General features: G+C 40.4%; 20 protein-coding genes. 10 read left to right on the plus strand and 10 right to left on the minus strand.

Annotation, left to right across the window (positions count from 1 at the left end):
- Window positions 1-29 precede the first annotated feature (29 nt).
- On the minus strand, window positions 30-1,097 hold the full coding sequence (locus tag ACWIUD_RS04770; RefSeq protein ID WP_454147212.1) for a tyrosine-type recombinase/integrase: 1,068 nt from the start codon (window positions 1,095-1,097) through the stop codon (window positions 30-32).
- Between the two features lie 247 nt (window positions 1,098-1,344).
- Here ACWIUD_RS04770 and ACWIUD_RS04775 point away from each other — a divergent pair, with 247 nt between their 5' ends.
- The 7 genes from ACWIUD_RS04775 to ACWIUD_RS04805 are packed head-to-tail and all read left to right on the plus strand — an operon-like array spanning window position 1,345 to window position 9,130.
- Window positions 1,345-2,745 carry a TrkA C-terminal domain-containing protein gene (locus ACWIUD_RS04775; RefSeq protein ID WP_454147214.1) on the plus strand — a complete coding sequence of 467 codons (1,401 nt, stop codon included), beginning with the start codon at window positions 1,345-1,347 and terminating at the stop codon, window positions 2,743-2,745.
- Between the two features lie 59 nt (window positions 2,746-2,804).
- Window positions 2,805-3,833, plus strand: a complete 1,029-nt coding sequence (gene aroB, locus ACWIUD_RS04780; RefSeq protein WP_454147216.1) for a 3-dehydroquinate synthase — start codon at window positions 2,805-2,807, stop codon at window positions 3,831-3,833.
- Entirely contained in the window at window positions 3,830-5,401 is a 1,572-nt protein-coding gene (locus ACWIUD_RS04785; RefSeq protein WP_454147218.1) for a mechanosensitive ion channel domain-containing protein, read from the plus strand. Before aroB ends, ACWIUD_RS04785 begins: the two co-directional genes overlap by 4 nt.
- A 9-nt stretch (window positions 5,402-5,410) precedes the next feature.
- Entirely contained in the window at window positions 5,411-6,715 is a 1,305-nt protein-coding gene (gene mtaB / locus ACWIUD_RS04790) for a tRNA (N(6)-L-threonylcarbamoyladenosine(37)-C(2))-methylthiotransferase MtaB (protein WP_454147220.1), read from the plus strand.
- Window positions 6,702-8,408: an AAA family ATPase gene (locus ACWIUD_RS04795; RefSeq protein ID WP_454147222.1), complete on the plus strand. Its 1,707-nt coding sequence runs from the start codon at window positions 6,702-6,704 to the stop codon at window positions 8,406-8,408. Before mtaB ends, ACWIUD_RS04795 begins: the two co-directional genes overlap by 14 nt.
- Window positions 8,401-8,979 (plus strand): hypothetical protein, encoded by a 579-nt coding sequence (locus tag ACWIUD_RS04800; protein ID WP_454147224.1) that lies wholly within the window; start codon window positions 8,401-8,403, stop codon window positions 8,977-8,979. The genes ACWIUD_RS04795 and ACWIUD_RS04800 overlap by 8 nt, the downstream gene beginning before the upstream one ends.
- Window positions 8,972-9,130 (plus strand): hypothetical protein, encoded by a 159-nt coding sequence (locus ACWIUD_RS04805; protein ID WP_454147226.1) that lies wholly within the window; start codon window positions 8,972-8,974, stop codon window positions 9,128-9,130. Before ACWIUD_RS04800 ends, ACWIUD_RS04805 begins: the two co-directional genes overlap by 8 nt.
- Window positions 9,131-9,181: 51 nt before the next feature.
- On the opposite strand, the gene ACWIUD_RS04810 is transcribed toward ACWIUD_RS04805, so the two are convergent.
- The 4 genes from ACWIUD_RS04810 to ACWIUD_RS04825 all read right to left on the minus strand — a co-directional run bounded on the left by ACWIUD_RS04810 (window position 9,182) and on the right by ACWIUD_RS04825 (window position 10,891).
- A complete protein-coding gene (locus ACWIUD_RS04810) occupies window positions 9,182-9,658 on the minus strand; it encodes a hypothetical protein (protein ID WP_454147228.1) in 477 nt (158 codons plus the stop codon).
- Window positions 9,659-9,670: 12 nt separating this feature from the next.
- The gene (locus tag ACWIUD_RS04815) at window positions 9,671-10,042 is read right to left on the minus strand and encodes a TM2 domain-containing protein (protein WP_454147230.1); all 372 of its coding nucleotides are present in this window, start codon (window positions 10,040-10,042) and stop codon (window positions 9,671-9,673) included.
- 1 nt (window position 10,043) lies between these two features.
- The gene (locus tag ACWIUD_RS04820; protein ID WP_454147232.1) at window positions 10,044-10,484 is read right to left on the minus strand and encodes a hypothetical protein; all 441 of its coding nucleotides are present in this window, start codon (window positions 10,482-10,484) and stop codon (window positions 10,044-10,046) included.
- A gap of 221 nt (window positions 10,485-10,705) precedes the next feature.
- Window positions 10,706-10,891 (minus strand): hypothetical protein, encoded by a 186-nt coding sequence (locus tag ACWIUD_RS04825; protein WP_454147234.1) that lies wholly within the window; start codon window positions 10,889-10,891, stop codon window positions 10,706-10,708.
- Window positions 10,892-10,953: 62 nt separating this feature from the next.
- On the opposite strand from ACWIUD_RS04825, the gene ACWIUD_RS04830 reads away from it, so the two are divergent.
- Window positions 10,954-11,385 (plus strand): hypothetical protein, encoded by a 432-nt coding sequence (locus ACWIUD_RS04830; RefSeq protein ID WP_454147236.1) that lies wholly within the window; start codon window positions 10,954-10,956, stop codon window positions 11,383-11,385.
- Here the strand turns inward: ACWIUD_RS04830 and ACWIUD_RS04835 are convergent.
- From ACWIUD_RS04835 to ACWIUD_RS04845, 3 genes are all read right to left on the minus strand, one after another.
- On the minus strand, window positions 11,319-11,540 hold the full coding sequence (locus ACWIUD_RS04835) for a hypothetical protein (RefSeq protein WP_454133924.1): 222 nt from the start codon (window positions 11,538-11,540) through the stop codon (window positions 11,319-11,321). The genes ACWIUD_RS04830 and ACWIUD_RS04835 overlap by 67 nt on opposite strands.
- Before the next feature lie 62 nt (window positions 11,541-11,602).
- Entirely contained in the window at window positions 11,603-12,178 is a 576-nt protein-coding gene (locus tag ACWIUD_RS04840; protein WP_454147238.1) for a methyltransferase domain-containing protein, read from the minus strand.
- A gap of 17 nt (window positions 12,179-12,195) precedes the next feature.
- Window positions 12,196-12,777, minus strand: coding sequence for an HAD family hydrolase (locus tag ACWIUD_RS04845; RefSeq protein WP_454147240.1), 582 nt, complete (start codon window positions 12,775-12,777; stop codon window positions 12,196-12,198).
- Window positions 12,778-12,853: 76 nt separating this feature from the next.
- Between ACWIUD_RS04845 and ACWIUD_RS04850 the strand changes: the two genes are divergently transcribed.
- Complete coding sequence (locus ACWIUD_RS04850) at window positions 12,854-13,078, plus strand: hypothetical protein (protein WP_454147242.1); 225 nt, start codon at window positions 12,854-12,856, stop codon at window positions 13,076-13,078.
- On the opposite strand, the gene ACWIUD_RS04855 is transcribed toward ACWIUD_RS04850, so the two are convergent.
- Window positions 13,053-15,260 (minus strand): NADP-dependent isocitrate dehydrogenase, encoded by a 2,208-nt coding sequence (locus ACWIUD_RS04855; RefSeq protein ID WP_454147244.1) that lies wholly within the window; start codon window positions 15,258-15,260, stop codon window positions 13,053-13,055. The two genes, ACWIUD_RS04850 and ACWIUD_RS04855, sit on opposite strands and share 26 nt — an antisense overlap.
- A 131-nt stretch (window positions 15,261-15,391) precedes the next feature.
- Between ACWIUD_RS04855 and ACWIUD_RS04860 the strand changes: the two genes are divergently transcribed.
- Entirely contained in the window at window positions 15,392-15,622 is a 231-nt protein-coding gene (locus ACWIUD_RS04860; protein ID WP_454147246.1) for a hypothetical protein, read from the plus strand.
- On the opposite strand, the gene ACWIUD_RS04865 is transcribed toward ACWIUD_RS04860, so the two are convergent.
- On the minus strand, window positions 15,614-16,096 hold the full coding sequence (locus ACWIUD_RS04865; RefSeq protein ID WP_454147248.1) for an FxsA family protein: 483 nt from the start codon (window positions 16,094-16,096) through the stop codon (window positions 15,614-15,616). The two genes, ACWIUD_RS04860 and ACWIUD_RS04865, sit on opposite strands and share 9 nt — an antisense overlap.
- Between the last annotated feature and the right edge of the window lie 34 nt (window positions 16,097-16,130).

Consider the following 16,130-nt stretch of genomic DNA (forward strand, 5'->3'; position numbering starts at 1 on the left):
CTAACACAATATCGCATATTTCGCAGAATCTAATCCGGCATAATGCTCGTTGTCTTTTGCAGTCGTGAGATATCAAAATGCGTATAAATCCGCGAGGTGGCGATACTTGCGTGTCCTAACGCCTCTTGCACCAAAATCAAATCCAAACTTTTTTGATACAGCAAAGTCGCAAAACTATGGCGAAGCATATGCGCGCCATTTTTTTCCTTTCTAATCCCTGCAAAACTTAGCACCTTCTCCACCACGCGACTAATGTATGCTTGTGTCAGCATTTTGTCCTTAAAATTGCAAAAAATTAAGTCATTTTTCAACAGCATCGCATTTTTCTGCTCTAACCACGCATTTAATAATTCCTCAATATGTCGCCTAAAAATCATCACAACGCGCGGTTTATTCCCCTTGCCACGCACTTGCAAGATATAATATTCATCCTTTGGCGCAATGTCTTTTATTTTTAGGTTTAGTGCCTCGCTTACGCGAATGCCGGTGTATAAAATGAGTTTCAAAATCAGGCGATTGCGATTTGTGATTTTCGCGCTAAATGGGAACTCATCAATCGCGCCAATAAACTTCTCCACCTCGCCCTCGCTCATAAAAGATGGCAGTTTTTCAATGCTTTTGCCACGAATATCGCCGATATTTTTTAGCTCGATATTGAAAATATAGCTTTTTCCCTCGCTATCCTCGTTATTTTTATCGATAAATGCAAAAAATCCAATGATTGCAATGCGATAGTTTTTTTTACTAGCATTGCTTAGCGCGGCGCACTCCACAGCGATAAAATCGCGCAGTTTTTCCTCATCAATCTCTTTCATACTCGCAAATCCAAAATCTTGCAGGTAGATAAAGAGTTTTATTAGCGGATTTGCATAAGTGTTTATGCCGATAAGTCCTATGTTGCGGACTTTTTTGGATAGCTCTTTTAAATCCGCGATATTTTTTATCCCAAAGCGAAGTTGCTTTAAAATATCATTTAAAACCGCCCTATCTTTCACATTTCGCGAACTTAAAGAGGTGATTTTAAAATGCAAAAATCGCTCAATCCAAAATAGCAAATTCGCCTCAAAACTGCTCTCTTCGTCCAAATTATATCGCATCGCCCTACCCTTTTGCTAATTTCGCAGAATCTGCGCCTTTTTTCGCAGAATCTTGCATAAATCGCAGAATCTACGCCCTAAAATATCGCCATTTTCGCAGAATCTGCCCTAAAAATTTTAGATTCTACACAAAAAGCGATATTTTTGTAAATATTTTTATATAATTTCGCTTTAAAGATGACAAAGGCAAATCATAAAGATGGCAAAGGCAAATAAATAAGGCAATTCAAAAGGTGGCAAAGGTAAAATGAAAAGCGTTCTAATCATCGCTGAGGGCGGTGTGGCAAAGATTTTTTTAGAATTTTTGGCAGAAAAATATCAAAGCAATAATAATTACACGATTATCTCAAATGACAGCGAGATTTTGGCGTTTGGCGATAGATTTCACATTTTACGAGCGGAGATTACCTCATCATTTTTTTTAACGCCCTTAATCTCGCATAAGATTCACAGCATTTTTGTCATCACGCAAAATCCCGCAAAGAGCAACGAAGTCTGCCACATTATCCGCCAAAATGCGCCTGAAATCCCTATCGTAGTCTTTTTAAAGCAAAAGGCAAATCTATCGCAGAATCTGCATAATGACGCAAATATCAGCATTGTTTCAAGCGACTTTTTAAGTGCAAAGTCGCTAATCCAGCAAATGCCAAATATCCCCGTAATTGCGCGGGGATTTGGGTTAAATAAAGGCGAAATTATGCAAATTGGCGTCCCCTTTGGCAGTCCATATTCGCACACTAGCATTGGTTCGATTTTGCAAAAGGGGTGGAGCATTGCGGGGATTTATCGGGGATTTAATTTTTTATTGCCAAAAGATAGCACCATAATTCTCCCAAATGACAGTATTTTGGCGGTGGGCGAACCGCGAATCTTAAATAAAATCTATAAACGCATAAATAACAACAAGCATAGCTTCCCAGCGCCCTTTGGGCGGGATATTTTCGCCTATATCGACTTTCGAATCTGCGATAAAGATGAGATTAAAGGCATAATCGCAGACGCGCTATTTTTGCATAAAAAAATCAAAAATGACAATCTAATAATAAACATTCTAAATCCAAGCGATATCGCGGAGTTACGCGAGATTCTGCGCCTTCAAAGCGATAATATTTTTGTAAAAATCGAATATGCAAAAATAAATATCGCACAAAAAATCGCCCTAGATTCTGCGAAAAAAATGGGCTTAATCATCGCTCCAAGCGCGATTTTTAAAAGCAAGGGCAATCGCAAAATTTTATTCAAAGCAAATCGCCCCATTCTAAAAGTCGGCAAAGTGCGATTAGAAAATATCGCAAAGTCGCTCACAATCACCGCAGATTCAGCGCAAAATATCGCTTATAATATTGTGGATTTTAGCGCGCAGCTCAACTTAAACATTATGCTTTATGAGTTTCAAATCGATGGCGAGTTTAACGAAAATTTGGCGCAATATTACCGCAATCTCTGCAAGGTGCTACACAAAGAGATTTGCTTTGAGCGGACAAATGCGACAAATCCGCTATTTTGGATTTATAAAACGCAGATTTTGCAATTTATCCCGCTTGAAATTGATATATTGAAATCCCGCTTTTCGTGGATTTTAGAGAAAAATGCGAATTATCTCTCGCTTCTAATTCACAAAAATCCACAGATTTTACTGCCGATATAAGCAAAAAAATTATACAATTATGAAATTTTTAAAGGCGAATCAAAAAAAGGCGAATCATAATGAAAAAAATAGAAATAAATTTAGGCGCAAATTCTTATGCAATAGATTTTAGCGATGATTTTAAGATTGCGGGTTACAAAAAAGTGCTAATTGTCTCAAATCCAAAGGTTTTTGCTTTGCACGGCGCGAATCTTTTGGGGCAAATAAACGCAGATGAAGTCTTTGTGGCGACAATAAAGGACGGCGAAAAGTATAAAAATCTGCAAAGCGTGAATGATATTTTAGAAAACGCATTTATTCACAAAATGGATAGAAAATCGCTAATTATCGGCTTTGGCGGGGGCGTGATAACGGATATGGCGGGATTTGCGGCGGGGATTTTTATGCGCGGGATTGATTTTATAAATATCCCAACCACGCTTTTAGCGCAAGTTGATGCAAGTGTGGGCGGAAAAACAGGCGTAAATAACGACTTTGGCAAAAATCTAATCGGGCTTTTTTATCAGCCAAAGGCAGTTTTTATCAACGCAAAATATTTGGATTCGCTATCAGTGCGCGAGATTCGCGCTGGGATTACAGAGATTATCAAAATCGCTGTGTGCTTTGACAAAGAATTTTTTGAGTGGATGGAGGGCGCGAATCTATTAGAAAACCGCGATGATTTAGAAAAAGCGATTTATAAATCTGTCGCCATAAAAGCGCGAATCGTGGCGCAAGATGAGAGAGAAGGCGGGATTCGCGCTGGGCTAAATTATGGACATACTTTTGGGCATATCATCGAATTGCTTGGCAATTACACGGAGTTTTTGCACGGCGAAGCGGTTGCGCTTGGCATAATCAAAGCAAATGCGTTGGCAGTGAAACTTGGCGCAATTACTAGCGATGAAGCGAAGAAAATCCAAAATCTAATCGCAAAAAACGGACTGCCAATTCACTACGCTGTAAGCGATAAAAATGACTTTTTTGCAAAATTTTATTTGGATAAAAAAAGTCAAAATAGCATTTTGCGATTTGTCCTGCCAAAGGGCATTGGGAAAATGCAAATCATTGAAAATCCCCCAAAAGAAACCATTTTGGAGATATTATGAAAAAAATTGTTGCCTTTTTGGCTTTTGCGTTAGCGAATCTCACACTTTTTGGCGCGGATTTGGCGAATCTAAATGCGCAGATTCAAAGCAATGCGTGGATTGCAAAGTATAAAAATTACAATGAATACAATCAAATTTTGCGTGAAATTTCGCGCCTTAAAAATCAGCTAGATTCACTTAACAAATCCGCCGAATCCAAAGACTTCGCAAAAATCGATGATTTGGAGCAACGACTTCACACGCTAGAACGGCAAGAAGAATTGCTTCGAACCTACAAAGATGAGCCATATAAAGAGCTTTTAAAAGACATTAGCGAAACGCCAAAAATCACAAATCCATTTCTTATTCAAAGCGGATATTCTTATATCAAAAATCTAAACGCACAACTGCAAAATATTGAAGCAAATTACGCGAATCTGCAAAATTTATTAGATTTATTAGATGAAAAAATCGCCATTTTGCAAACGCTACAAAACGCAGAATCTGAGCTAAAAAACGCCCAAATTATGAAATCTGAGCTAGATTCTGCTAAAAAAGTGCTAGAACTTTATATGGATATTTTTAAGAAAAATGCCACTGAAAATATCGCAAAAGTAAATGACGCAATCCGCGCGGAGGCGTTAAAGTTGCTTTATATCACCCTTGCAATCGCGCTTATTTCGGCAATCTCATTTGCCATAAAATTTATCCTAAAACTTTATGCCCGCTCGCACGAAGATTCACATAGCTCTTATGCGATAAATAAAATCATAAATGTTATAAATATCTCACTAATTATCTTAATCTCGCTTTTTGCATACATTGAAAATGTCGCCTATATCATCGCAATTATCGGTTTTGTGTCGGCTGGATTTGCCATTGCGATGAAGGATTGGTTTATGAGCTTTTTTGGCTATATGGTGATTATGGGCGGTGGAATGGTAAAGTCTGGCGATAGGATTCGCGTGGTAAAGGACGGCGTTACTTATGTAGGCGATGTGATTGATATCTCAATGCTACGAATCACGCTATATGAAGATGTAACCTACACCACTTACAGCGAAAATCGCCGTGCAGGGCGAATCATCTTTATCCCAAACAATCTCATCTTTACCACAATGTTTGCAAACTATTCACACGAAAATATGAAAACCGCGTGGGATGGCGTAGATATTACCATCACTTTTAAAAGCAACTACAAAAAAGCCCTGCGTTTGGCGTCTCAAATCGCCAAAAAATATTCAAGCGGATACACCGAATCCACGCGCCGAAATTTAAATCTGCTAAAAGTCAAATATTCTTTGCGCGATATGAATGTAGAACCGCGTGTATTTAGCTTTATCGTGCCAAATGGCATAAAGATTTCTGTGTGGTTTCAAACAAACTCTTACGCGACTTTAATGCTAAATTCGCTCATCTCTGGCGAACTCATCGAAGCATTTACACGCGAAAATGACATTGAGATTTCTTATCCCACAACTACGATTGTGCCAAAAGAGAGAGATTTGGGGGCAGATTCTGCGAAAAACGCAGAATCTATCAAAAATATTTTGGCGGACGGCAAAGTGCCGTTAGATTCTGCGAATTGAGTTATAAAAATGCAAAAAATCTTTTTTAAAACCTTTGGTTGCAGGACAAATATTTATGATACGCAAGTGATGATTTCGCAACTTTTAAGCGCGAATCAAAGCGCAGAATCTAGCAAATCCTTTGAAGTTAGCGAGAGTGAGAGCGAAGCAGATATTATTGTGATAAACTCTTGCACCGTTACAAACAACGCCGATAAATCCCTAAGAGAGTATGTTTCACAAATTCGCAAACAAAACAAAAAGATTTTTTTTACAGGTTGCGCTTTGGATAGCGTGGGGCGCACACTTTTTGACAAAGGCGCGATTTTTGGGGCGTTTGGGCATAGTAAAAAAGCAGAAATTGAAGCATTGCTAAAATCGCAAAATCCATTTTTTGCACCAAATGATTTAAGCGCGGTTGATAATGTCGCGCTAAAAACGCTCACAGGGCGCACTCGCGCATTTATCAAAGTGCAAGAAGGTTGCGATTTTAAATGCTCATATTGCATTATCCCGCAGGTGCGGGGCAAAGCGCGGAGTTTGAATCGCAATTTGATTTTGGAGCAGATTCGCGCTCTTACAAATCAAGGCGTTAGTGAGTTTGTGTTAAGCGGGACAAATTTGGGGAGTTATGGCAAGGATTTGCCAAAGGATTCGCGTGATTCGCTACCTAAACTTATAAGCGATATTGCAGAGATTAAGGGCGTTAAGCGCATTCGGCTAGGCAGTTTAGAACCTTCGCAAATAAATAGCGCGTTTTTGGAGATTTTGGAAATGCCAATTTTGGAGCGACATTTGCATATTGCAATCCAACACACAGATAACGAAATGCTACGCCTTATGAATCGCGCCAACCGCTTTGAAAAGGATTTGCAACTCTTTGAATCTATCGCAAAAAAGGGCTTTGCTTTGGGGACAGATTTTATCGTAGCGCACCCAAATGAGAGCGATAGTGTCTTTGAAGGCGCACTAAAAAAGTTAGAAATTATGCCACTCACGCATATTCATTGCTTTATCTTTTCGCCTAGAAGTGGGACAAAATCAGCGTTAATGCCAAATAATACGCCAAAAATTGTCGCAAAAGAGCGATTAAAGCGCGTGGTGGATTTGATTCAAGCTAAAAATTTTGCATTTAGATTCGCAAAGGCAAAAACGCGCGAATCGCTAAATATTTTGGTTGAATCCAAAAAAGGCGATTATTTTTATGGTTTTGATGAATTTTTCAACAAAATGGCGATTAAAACCTCCGCAGATTCAAGCGCGAATCTATCGCACTCGTGGATAAAAATAAGCGATTATCAAACAAAGGAAGAGCTAAATTATGCAGAAATCTAAAAGTCTTATAATTATTTTTTGTGGCGTTATTTTGGTGGCGATTTTAAGCGCGGTGCTTGTTTTACGCGACAATACAAGTATTATTGATATGGAGGAATTTTCGCGCATTGTAAGCGATTCGCAGGATTTTAGCGTGATGATTGATGAGAGCTACATTTATCTAAATGACGGCGCAAAAAAGCATAAAATCGCCCGTGCGCTGGTAGATTTGAGCGCGTATCCCAATCTAATCGTCCGCGTGAAAAACAATAGCGGATTTAACAACATTTTAAGCGATATAGGCATTTTGGTGATTGTCCTGCTAGGAATCGCCGTGCTAGTCAATGCTCTCTCACGCACGATAAAGCGAAATAATGCGGATTCAAGGCAGATTCGCCAAAATTTGACGCAGGATTTGAATCGCGAAGTAAGCGCGAATCCATTTGCAAATCCCATTGCAAACCCCGCAATTATCGCGGATAATTCGCCAAATATCACATTTGATGATATTGCAGGGATTAAGGAAGTCAAAGATGATTTGTTAGAAATCATCGATTATTTGAAATCGCCCAAAAAATACCAAGACAAAGGCATAGCTTTACCCAAAGGAATTTTGCTAATAGGACCGCCCGGCGTGGGAAAAACGATGATTGCAAAGGCTATTGCAAATGAAGCAAAAGTGCCGTTTTTTTATCAAAGTGGCAGTTCGTTTGCGCAAATCTATGTAGGCGTGGGCGCAAAGCGCGTCCGTGAGCTATTTTACCAAGCAAAACGACAAAGTCCTAGCATTATTTTTATCGATGAGATTGACGCTGTGGGCAAAGCGCGCGGGGAGCATAGAAATGATGAGCGCGAAACCACGCTAAATCAGCTACTTACCGAAATGGACGGCTTTGTGGATAGCAGTGGCGTGATTGTCGTGGGTGCTACGAATCGCGTGGAGATTTTGGATAGCGCGTTGCTTCGTTCAGGGCGGTTTGATAGGCGAATCTACATTGATTTGCCAGACTTTGAAGAGCGCGTAAAAATCATCGAGCTATATTTGCGTGGGAAAAATCATAGTGTCAATATCAGCGAAGTGGCGAAAATGAGCGTGGGATTTAGCGGTGCGGCGTTGGCATCTTTGGTAAATGAAGCGAGTTTAAATGCGCTTCGGCGCGGTGCTGAGACAATCACAAATGATGATTTTTTCGCATCGCAGAGCAAAATCGAAGGTGGCATTAAAAAACAGCTCACTTTAAGCGCGGAGGAAAAAAATATTCTCTCACTTTATCAAGCTGCAAAGGCGTTGTGTGCGTATTGGTGCGAAATGGAGTTTGACAAAGTGTCGCTTTTGGGCGATGGTATCAAAAATGCCGATAAAAATCTACGCTCCAAAACGGACTTACTAAACCAAATAAAAGTCGCTCTAAGTGGCAATGTCGTGCTAAATATGAATGTCGGCGAAGTTTATACAAATTGCAAAGATGACATACAAATCGCCAAAATCATCGCCACTGAAATGTGCGAGGATTACGGGATGGGAGAGCGAATGCTAATTAGCGGGGAGGACATTTTGGAGATTTTAAACGCCGTCCAAGATGAGCTAAAAATATTTTTCACAAGCTCCAAAAATGCGCTAGTTGAAGCGCAAAAACTACTATTAGAAAATGAAAAAATCACAAAAGATGAAATCAGCGCGATTTTTAAAAAATCGCTAGATTCGCTTGAGTAGCGGGTGCTTGGCGTGGTGTAAGCGATGGGCGAAATTTTGTGATGAAAATTTTTGGCGGGGATTTGGGCGAAATTTTGTGATGAAATTTTTTGGCGGGGATTTGGGCGAAAGTGCGATAAAAAAAGGTGCATTTAAAAAAGATGTGTTAAAAAAAGTTGCGCCGATTTTGCGGGCATTTAATTTTAAAATGACGCAATATGAAATCTGCGCGCTTGGAGGCGGAGCGATGGAAGCGATAGCATTTGCGCTAAATGCCAAAACTCGCATAAATCGCATAATTTTAATCGCACCAAAATTTAAAAAATCTCGCAATGACAACGCAGAATCTCGCACAAAATTCGCAGAATCTACCCCTATCTCGCCATTGCGAGACTTGCAAAGCAAGTCGTGGCAATCCACAAAAAACAAAATTTCTACTAGCGCAGATTCTACGATTTGCCAAAATTTGGAGCGATTAAGGCAAAAAGGCATTGAAATTATTGTGTTTTTAGATGGCAGCACAAAAGATTCAGCCAATTTTTTCGCGCAATATGGGATTGTGTATTTTATTAAAAATACGAATTTTGCGTAGATTCTGCGATTTTGCAAAAATCTCAACCCACCCCACCCCTACCCCCCCCCTCCGCAAGGGAGTGGGCAATTTGCGCGAATCATCCGCAATGGAGGGGGACTTTCATTTGTTTTTAAAAGATTCTGCGATTCGCAAAATCGTGGCAATATAAAAAAACAAAAAAGTTTTTTCGCTCCACCTTATATTTAATTTCTTTTGCTAATTAGTTAAGCGGTATAACCCTATCGCCATTGCCTGTATCTGTAACATAACTATTTTTCAATTCTACACAAAAGCCATTTTCGCTATCTGTCAATTTGCTAGGATTAAAGTGCATAGACCCTGTTTGTGAATTTATCCATATTAGTGGCGTTTTGCTTGAATTGTGGCAAGGGGTTTTTGATTTTCTGTCAATGGGATAGACGCCGTTGCTAGATATTGCCCATCTAGCTTTATCCAACTGCGCTATTGTCATAATCCACTCGCCCCACGATTCGCCATTTGGTGCTGTGGCTTTCGTAGTGTCGATATTATCCGCGAAAACCTTTGATACAATCGCTTTTAGCGTAGCTGCCGAATCGCTTCTAGCTGTCGCAATTTGCAATTCAATGCTTTCGCCTTTTTTACCACATCCGCCAAATCCTATTCCTACCGCCACAAAAACCATAAACATCACTGCGATTTTATTTATTTTATTCATCTTTTTCTCCTTTTATTTTGAACTTATTCTATTAGCAAATGCCAATGATTGTGCGATTTTTTGGACATTGTCATTTTTGATTCCGTGCCACACTAGGTATAAGTCAATAGCCCACCATATTCCAAGCGTTAGCCAACATAATAGCAACTTTACCACACCTAACCCTACATCGCCTTTGTAGAATCTATCCACACCAAAAAGCCCAAAAAATATACCTAGCACCAAGCCAATGATAGGGTCTTTGAGCGATAAAGTTGTGAGCGCATATAATGACTGCTCATCTATGCCCTCTAACTGCTGTTGTATAATGAATGCTTGATGCTCGGGGATTTTATCGCGCCACTGACTCATTAGATTCATTAAAAATATTGATGATTGTTCCATTTTACCTCCCTTTCACACTCTCTATCGCAAGTATGACTTTGCGTAAATTTTGCATACGCAACTTTTTACCTACAATAAATAAATCCACAAACCACCAAACAATAGAGCCAGAGTAGCAAATAGTGCCAATTACCATTACAGCATCAAAGCCTGATGCCATCATCAACAGCCCTATTATTGGCAAAATTAACCTTGCAATTCCTAGCCCAATGTCGCCTATCATAAACCGCCCTACGCCAAAATTGCCAAATAAGAAACTACCTACCCAAAACACAAGCGCAGGATTTTTAAGATTAAGTGCTTGAATCTTAAAATTTACATCACTTCGCTGACTATCGCTTAACGAATCTAACCTGCTTTTTATCTCATTAAGAGCAGAGTCTCTCATTTCTCCTCTTGGTAATCTATCCTGAATCCCGCCTAATATTGTGTATGTATCCATTTTTTCTCCTTTTGTGTTAAATTTTGTTGCTTGCTAAAATCCTAAATTTTGCGCCTTTAAAAGCGCAGAATCTTTGCGTGAAAATCTAAATATTTATTTTCACGCCTTTTAGAAAAATGCAAAGAAATTGCGTAATTTGCGGAGAAAATCGCAATAATAAAAATCGTGGTGGTGAAAATCGTAGAAGCGAAAAGATAAAATTGCGCGAAGATTCGTAGAATCTAATTAAGCGTGTAGTTAAAAACGGGGGGGGGGATTTGCCTAAAATGCCTAAAATATGCTGAATCTTTGATTGAATCTTTTGCTAGATATTCGCTAAATATTTCGCCAAATGCTTTGCGATTTGCGATAAGTGCTTTGTGAAGTTTATCAAATATTTTGCTAAATGCCTTGCTAAATGCGCTCAAACTCTGCCCTTTTTAAAAAAAATGCGAAATTTTATAAAAAATAAACTTAAAGAAAAATTGCTATGCGAGATTTTGCGAATTGGATTGCCACGAGAATTCGCATTCGCTCATTCTCTCGCAATGACGAAGTTCGTGGTAGATTCTGCGATTTTGCAAAATCTGCCTTTATTTTGTCATTGCGAGATTTGCGAATGCAAATCGTGGCAACCCAAAAAAACAAAAAAGATTTTTCGCTTCGTTACTCGCTCAAAATGACAAATTTGCGTGCGAGATTCTGCGATTTTGCAGAATCTAACGAGATTATTTCGTCATTGCGAGTCCTTACGATAGCAAGGCGAAGCAATCCACATTATTTTTTCATTACAGATTCTGCGTTTTTTAAATTCGCAATTCCGCCCCAAACTCCGCAGAATCTTCCGCAAAAATCCTATTTTTTCCCTAGCGCAAAGGCATTGAAGCGACATTCATTATTGATATACCCCGCAATGTGCTGATTTTCGATGATAATTTTCTCAAATCCAAGTGCGTTTATAATCTCAAAGATTTCGCCCCTATCGAAAAATAAATGCTCCAAACCAGCGTATTTTGCGGAGTATTCCACCTCACTCAAATCGCCCTTGCGGATTGCGGTGTAGGCGGGTTTTGCCATTGCGTCATTTAAGTCTAAAAAGGCGAGATTTCCGCCCCGCGCGAGTAAATTATAGGATTTGCTTATGACGCTAAATGCGTAATTTTTGCTTGGGAAGTATTGAAATGCGGAGTTTGAAAAGATAAAGTCAAATCCCCCCCCCCGTTACAAATCGCAGAATCCGCCATATTCACAGAATCCGCAAACGCAGAATCTTTATTCGCAGAATCCGCCATATTCGTAGAATCCGCACCATTCGCAAAATCTTCACACGCCAAATCCCTCAAATTCGCAGAATCCGCCACTGCCCCAAACGCCAAATCGATATTTTTCGCCTCATCGCAGATAAATCTGCCTTCTTTTATCGCGCATTTGGCGATATTAACTAAATTTTGCGAGTAATCTATGCCATAAATTTCCAAATGCGGATTTATGCAAACTAGCGATTTTAGTGCCGCTCCGCTTCCGCATCCTACCTCCAAAACTCGCTTTTTGCCCTTGCCACATCGCGCCATTTTTGCGACATATTTGAAAAATTCTACCCAAGATTCTGCGTTTAGTGCCGCTCCGCTCGTGTCAAATCCATCTGCTTTCATTAAACTCGCAATGTCGAAATCCGCAGAATCTAATCCCTTTTTGCTCCAAATATTTTGCCACATTTTCGCTTCCTTAAATTTCACTTAAAAACTCTATAAAACGCGTGGTGCGCCAAATCTAGCATTTCATTATCGCCACGCGTGTCGCCATACGCATAGATTTTTTCAAACTCGCCTAAATCAAATCGCTCTTTAATCCGCGCCACTTTTTGCGCGCCATAGCAGTTTGGCGTGGCAAAAGCACCTGTGATTTTATCGCCCACCACTTGCATTTTTGTAGCAATCACCTCAATGCCAAGATTCTGCGCCAAATGCGCCAAATATTCCTCGAAACTCGCGCTCACAAGCACCACTTTATCGCCATTTGCCTTGTGCCATTTGACTTTTGCAATCGCAGAATCTTTGCAAATCCCCTCCAAAATCGGCAGAAAATCCGCGCATTTTTTATGCAAATCGCTAACCTTCATCCCGCCCAAGCACGACTTTAAAATGCGCTCTTTTGCCACGCCATTGCCAATCAAACCCATTTTATACGCGCACAAAATAGGCAGATTCTGCGCTAACTTCACATAAAACTTTCGCCCCAAAATAAAGCGCAAAAACAGCGCAAAACTATCGCCCCGACTAATCGTCCCGTCGAAATCAAAAAATGCTATGTTCAATCATCAACCCTTTTATATGCTAATATTTTTTAAAATCTACCTGTGCAATTTATCTTTTGCAATTTATCTTTGGGGTATGCAATTCACACAAAGTTTGCCTCATTGCGTCGTCAATGAACCATCAGTTCTATTTCCTAGCAACAGGGCAAACTTCGTGCAAAGCCACACCGCAAATATTTCGATTGTGCCTACAAATAACACGAAAATCGCAGAATCTACACAAAAACCAAAGGCAGATTCTGCGTTTTGCAAAAATCACATTAAAAAAGTCGCATTTATCTTTTTGCAATTTTCTCTATAATCGCATTAAATGCCTTGCTAGGTCGCATTATGGCGTTGCATTTGTCATCATCAAATTTGTAATATCCGCCTAAATCCACTTTCGCTCCTTGCGCGGAGTTAAATTCTACGCGGATAGACACTGCGTTTGATTCTAGTTCGTTTGCCACCGCGCTAAAAAAGCTAGAAATCGCAGAATCTTCGCTTTGATTTGCCAACGCGCGCGCAAAATACATCGCTAAATAAAAATGGCTTGTGCGGTTGTCGTCCTCGCCTACTTTGCGTGAGGGGGCTTTGTTGTTATCTAGCCATTGCCCTATCGCGCTATCTAGGGCGCGTGAGAGGACTTTTGCTTTGGCGTTATTATTGCGCTGTGCGTAAAATTCTAGGCTTGCTTGCAATGCCAAAAACTCGCCCAAACTATCCCAGCGCAAGTGATTTTCCTCCACTAGCTGTTCGACTTGCTTTGGCGCACTGCCTCCCGCACCTGTCTCAAACATCGCCCCGCCATTTAGCATAGGCACGACAGAGAGCATTTTGGCACTCGTGCCTAATTCGAGAATCGGGAATAAATCAGTAAGATAATCGCGCAACACATTGCCCGTAATGCTTATGGCGTTTTTGCCTGCGCGGATTAGCTTTAGCGATTCTAAGCACGCCTCTTTTGGTGCGAGAATCTCCATAGATTTGCCCTTTTCTTTTAAGCGATTGCGCACAATATCAGCCATTATTTTGTTGCTAGCTCGCTTCTCATCAAGCCAAAAAATCGCCCTATCGCCCGTGAGCTCGGCTCGCTCGATTCCCAAATCTATCCAATTTAGCACCGCGTCAATTTTGGCTTGATTTGCGCGATAAATGTCGCCCTTGCGCACTTTGTGGCTTAAAAGCGCACTGCCTACTTCATCGACTATGCTAAACTCGCCATCGCTTTGCGCGATAAAAGTTTTGTCGTGGCTGCCGTATTCTTGTGCCTTTTTTGCCATTAGCCCGACATTGCTGACACTGCCTAGCGTTGCGGGCTCTAGTGTGCCGTTACGCCGCAAATCCTCTATCACGGCTTCATAAATCGTAGCGTAAGTTTTATCAGGGATTACCGCGTTGGTATCGCATTCTTTGCCATCTTTGTCCCATAGCTTCGCGCCATTTTTTAGCATTGCAGGCATTGAGGCATCGACTATCACATCGCTTGGAATGTGCAAGTTCGTAATGCCTTTGTCAGAATTTACCATTGAGATTTTGGCGGATTTGGCAAGGATTTCGTTATAAAGCGCAAGGATTTGGGCTTTTTTAGGGCTAGATTCTATCTTGCTTAAAATCTCTGCCACGCCGTTATTTGCATTCACACCAAGCGCGTTTAGCTCATCGCCAAATCGCTCAAAAATCTCGGCAAAATACGCTTTCACCGCGTAGCCAAAGAGCACAGGGTCGCTTACTTTCATCATCGTGGCTTTGAGGTGGAGGGAGAATAAAATATCTTGCTTTTTGCAGACTTCAATTTGTGCTTTGTAAAAATCATAGAGCTTCGCGCTATCCATAAATGTGGCGTCCAAAATCTCATCTTTTTCTAATTTGAGATTTTCTTTTAAAGTCGTGATTGTGCCATTTGAATCTTTAAATACGATTTTTGCGTTTGTGGGTTTGTCGATAAGAGCTGCTTTTTCGTTGTCGAAAAAATCGCCATCTTTCATATAGCTCACGATGGTTTTGGAGCTTTTATCAAAGGGAATCACGCGATAAGGGTTTTTGCGCGCGTAGTCTTTGACTGCCTTTGTGCTTCGCCTATCGGAGTTACCCGCACGAAGCACGGGATTTACCGCGCTTCCTAGCACTTTTTGATATTTTTCTTTGATTGCTTTTTGGGCGTCATCTTTGGGCTCATCGGGGAAATCTGGGAGCGCATAGCCTTTGCTTTGAAGCTCTTTAATCGTGGCTTTTAGCTGTGGAATGCTCGCTGAAATATTTGGGGTTTTTATAAGATTGCAATCGCTTTGTTGCACAAGTTTGCCTAGCTCATCTAGGGTGTCTGGCACTTTTTGGGAATCTTTAAGCAATTCTGGGAATTGCGCCAAAACGCGCGCAGAGAGTGAAATATCGCTCGTAGCCACCTCAATATCCGCGTGGTTGCAAAATGCTTTTGCGATGGGTAGAAACGAATAAGTCGCTAGGGCAGGGGATTCGTCAGTTAGTGTGTATGTGATTTTCATTGTGTGTCCTTTGTAAAAAAATGTGTGAAATTATAGCAAACATTCGCAGAATCTAAGTCTATGATTCTGCGATTTGACACCGCAAATATTCCAAAAATAAACAAAATTTAAGAGATTGCCACGACTTGCCTTTGGAAAGTCTCGCAATGACGGAAGGTATGGATTGCCACGAAGTCGCACTTAAACGCGCAATTCTCGCCACTTTTCGCGACTTCTCGCGACTTCTCGCCAAAAAACGGGGCGATTCGCAGAATCTGCTTTATTTTCTTGCAACTTCTCGCCAAAAACGGGGCGATTCGCAGAATCTGCTTTGTTTTCTCGCTACTTTATTTTTTTGCTATTTTAATTTCTCACTATTTTAATTTCTCTTTATGTTCGATAATCTCTGCTTCGATTATCTCATCGCTCTGCTCTGCCCTAAAATTTGCAGATTCTGCGCTAAAATGCCTAGATTCTGCGTTAAAGTTGCGAAAATCGCTGAAATTATTAGATTCTGCGTTAAAGTTGTTGCTAGATTCTGCGTTTTTAAAAAATATCGAAATTATCAAAAATAAAACGCCAAAAATATCACTCAAAATCGCAGGAATAATCAGCAAAATCGCCCCAAGCGCGCAAAAAATGCTTCTCCCTAAAAATCCGCCAACGCTCAATCTAAACTCCGCAATCTTTCGTAAATTCTCCCCAACTCTCCCAAACTGCGCTCCCAAAATGCCAACGCCAAGCACCGCACTTAAAATAATCTCCAAAATAAACGCCAAAAAGCCCCATTCATCGATGACTTCTGCCACTAAATAAATTTCGATTGCGATGTATGCCAAAAAGATTAAAAATCGCATTTCGCGCCCCCTTTTTTGTTTAAAATTTGCTAGA

It is taken from the genome of Helicobacter sp. 23-1044 (genome assembly GCF_053654695.1).

Excerpts from the sequence above, each read along its gene's own strand:
- ACWIUD_RS04865 (WP_454147248.1), bottom strand. The coding sequence starts at position 16,096 with ATGCGATTTTTAATCTTTTTGGCATACATCGCAATCGAAATTTATTTA.
- ACWIUD_RS04820 (WP_454147232.1), bottom strand. The coding sequence starts at position 10,484 with ATGGATACATACACAATATTAGGCGGGATTCAGGATAGATTACCAAGA.
- ACWIUD_RS04815 (WP_454147230.1), bottom strand. The coding sequence starts at position 10,042 with ATGGAACAATCATCAATATTTTTAATGAATCTAATGAGTCAGTGGCGC.
- ACWIUD_RS04830 (WP_454147236.1), top strand. The coding sequence starts at position 10,954 with ATGCGAGATTTTGCGAATTGGATTGCCACGAGAATTCGCATTCGCTCA.
- aroB (WP_454147216.1), top strand. The coding sequence starts at position 2,805 with ATGAAAAAAATAGAAATAAATTTAGGCGCAAATTCTTATGCAATAGAT.
- mtaB (WP_454147220.1), top strand. The coding sequence starts at position 5,411 with ATGCAAAAAATCTTTTTTAAAACCTTTGGTTGCAGGACAAATATTTAT.
- ACWIUD_RS04770 (WP_454147212.1), bottom strand. The coding sequence starts at position 1,097 with ATGCGATATAATTTGGACGAAGAGAGCAGTTTTGAGGCGAATTTGCTA.
- ACWIUD_RS04795 (WP_454147222.1), top strand. The coding sequence starts at position 6,702 with ATGCAGAAATCTAAAAGTCTTATAATTATTTTTTGTGGCGTTATTTTG.
- ACWIUD_RS04785 (WP_454147218.1), top strand. The coding sequence starts at position 3,830 with ATGAAAAAAATTGTTGCCTTTTTGGCTTTTGCGTTAGCGAATCTCACA.
- ACWIUD_RS04775 (WP_454147214.1), top strand. The coding sequence starts at position 1,345 with ATGAAAAGCGTTCTAATCATCGCTGAGGGCGGTGTGGCAAAGATTTTT.
- ACWIUD_RS04850 (WP_454147242.1), top strand. The coding sequence starts at position 12,854 with ATGCAATTCACACAAAGTTTGCCTCATTGCGTCGTCAATGAACCATCA.
- ACWIUD_RS04855 (WP_454147244.1), bottom strand. The coding sequence starts at position 15,260 with ATGAAAATCACATACACACTAACTGACGAATCCCCTGCCCTAGCGACT.
- ACWIUD_RS04835 (WP_454133924.1), bottom strand. The coding sequence starts at position 11,540 with ATGGCAAAACCCGCCTACACCGCAATCCGCAAGGGCGATTTGAGTGAG.
- ACWIUD_RS04840 (WP_454147238.1), bottom strand. The coding sequence starts at position 12,178 with ATGTGGCAAAATATTTGGAGCAAAAAGGGATTAGATTCTGCGGATTTC.
- ACWIUD_RS04810 (WP_454147228.1), bottom strand. The coding sequence starts at position 9,658 with ATGAATAAAATAAATAAAATCGCAGTGATGTTTATGGTTTTTGTGGCG.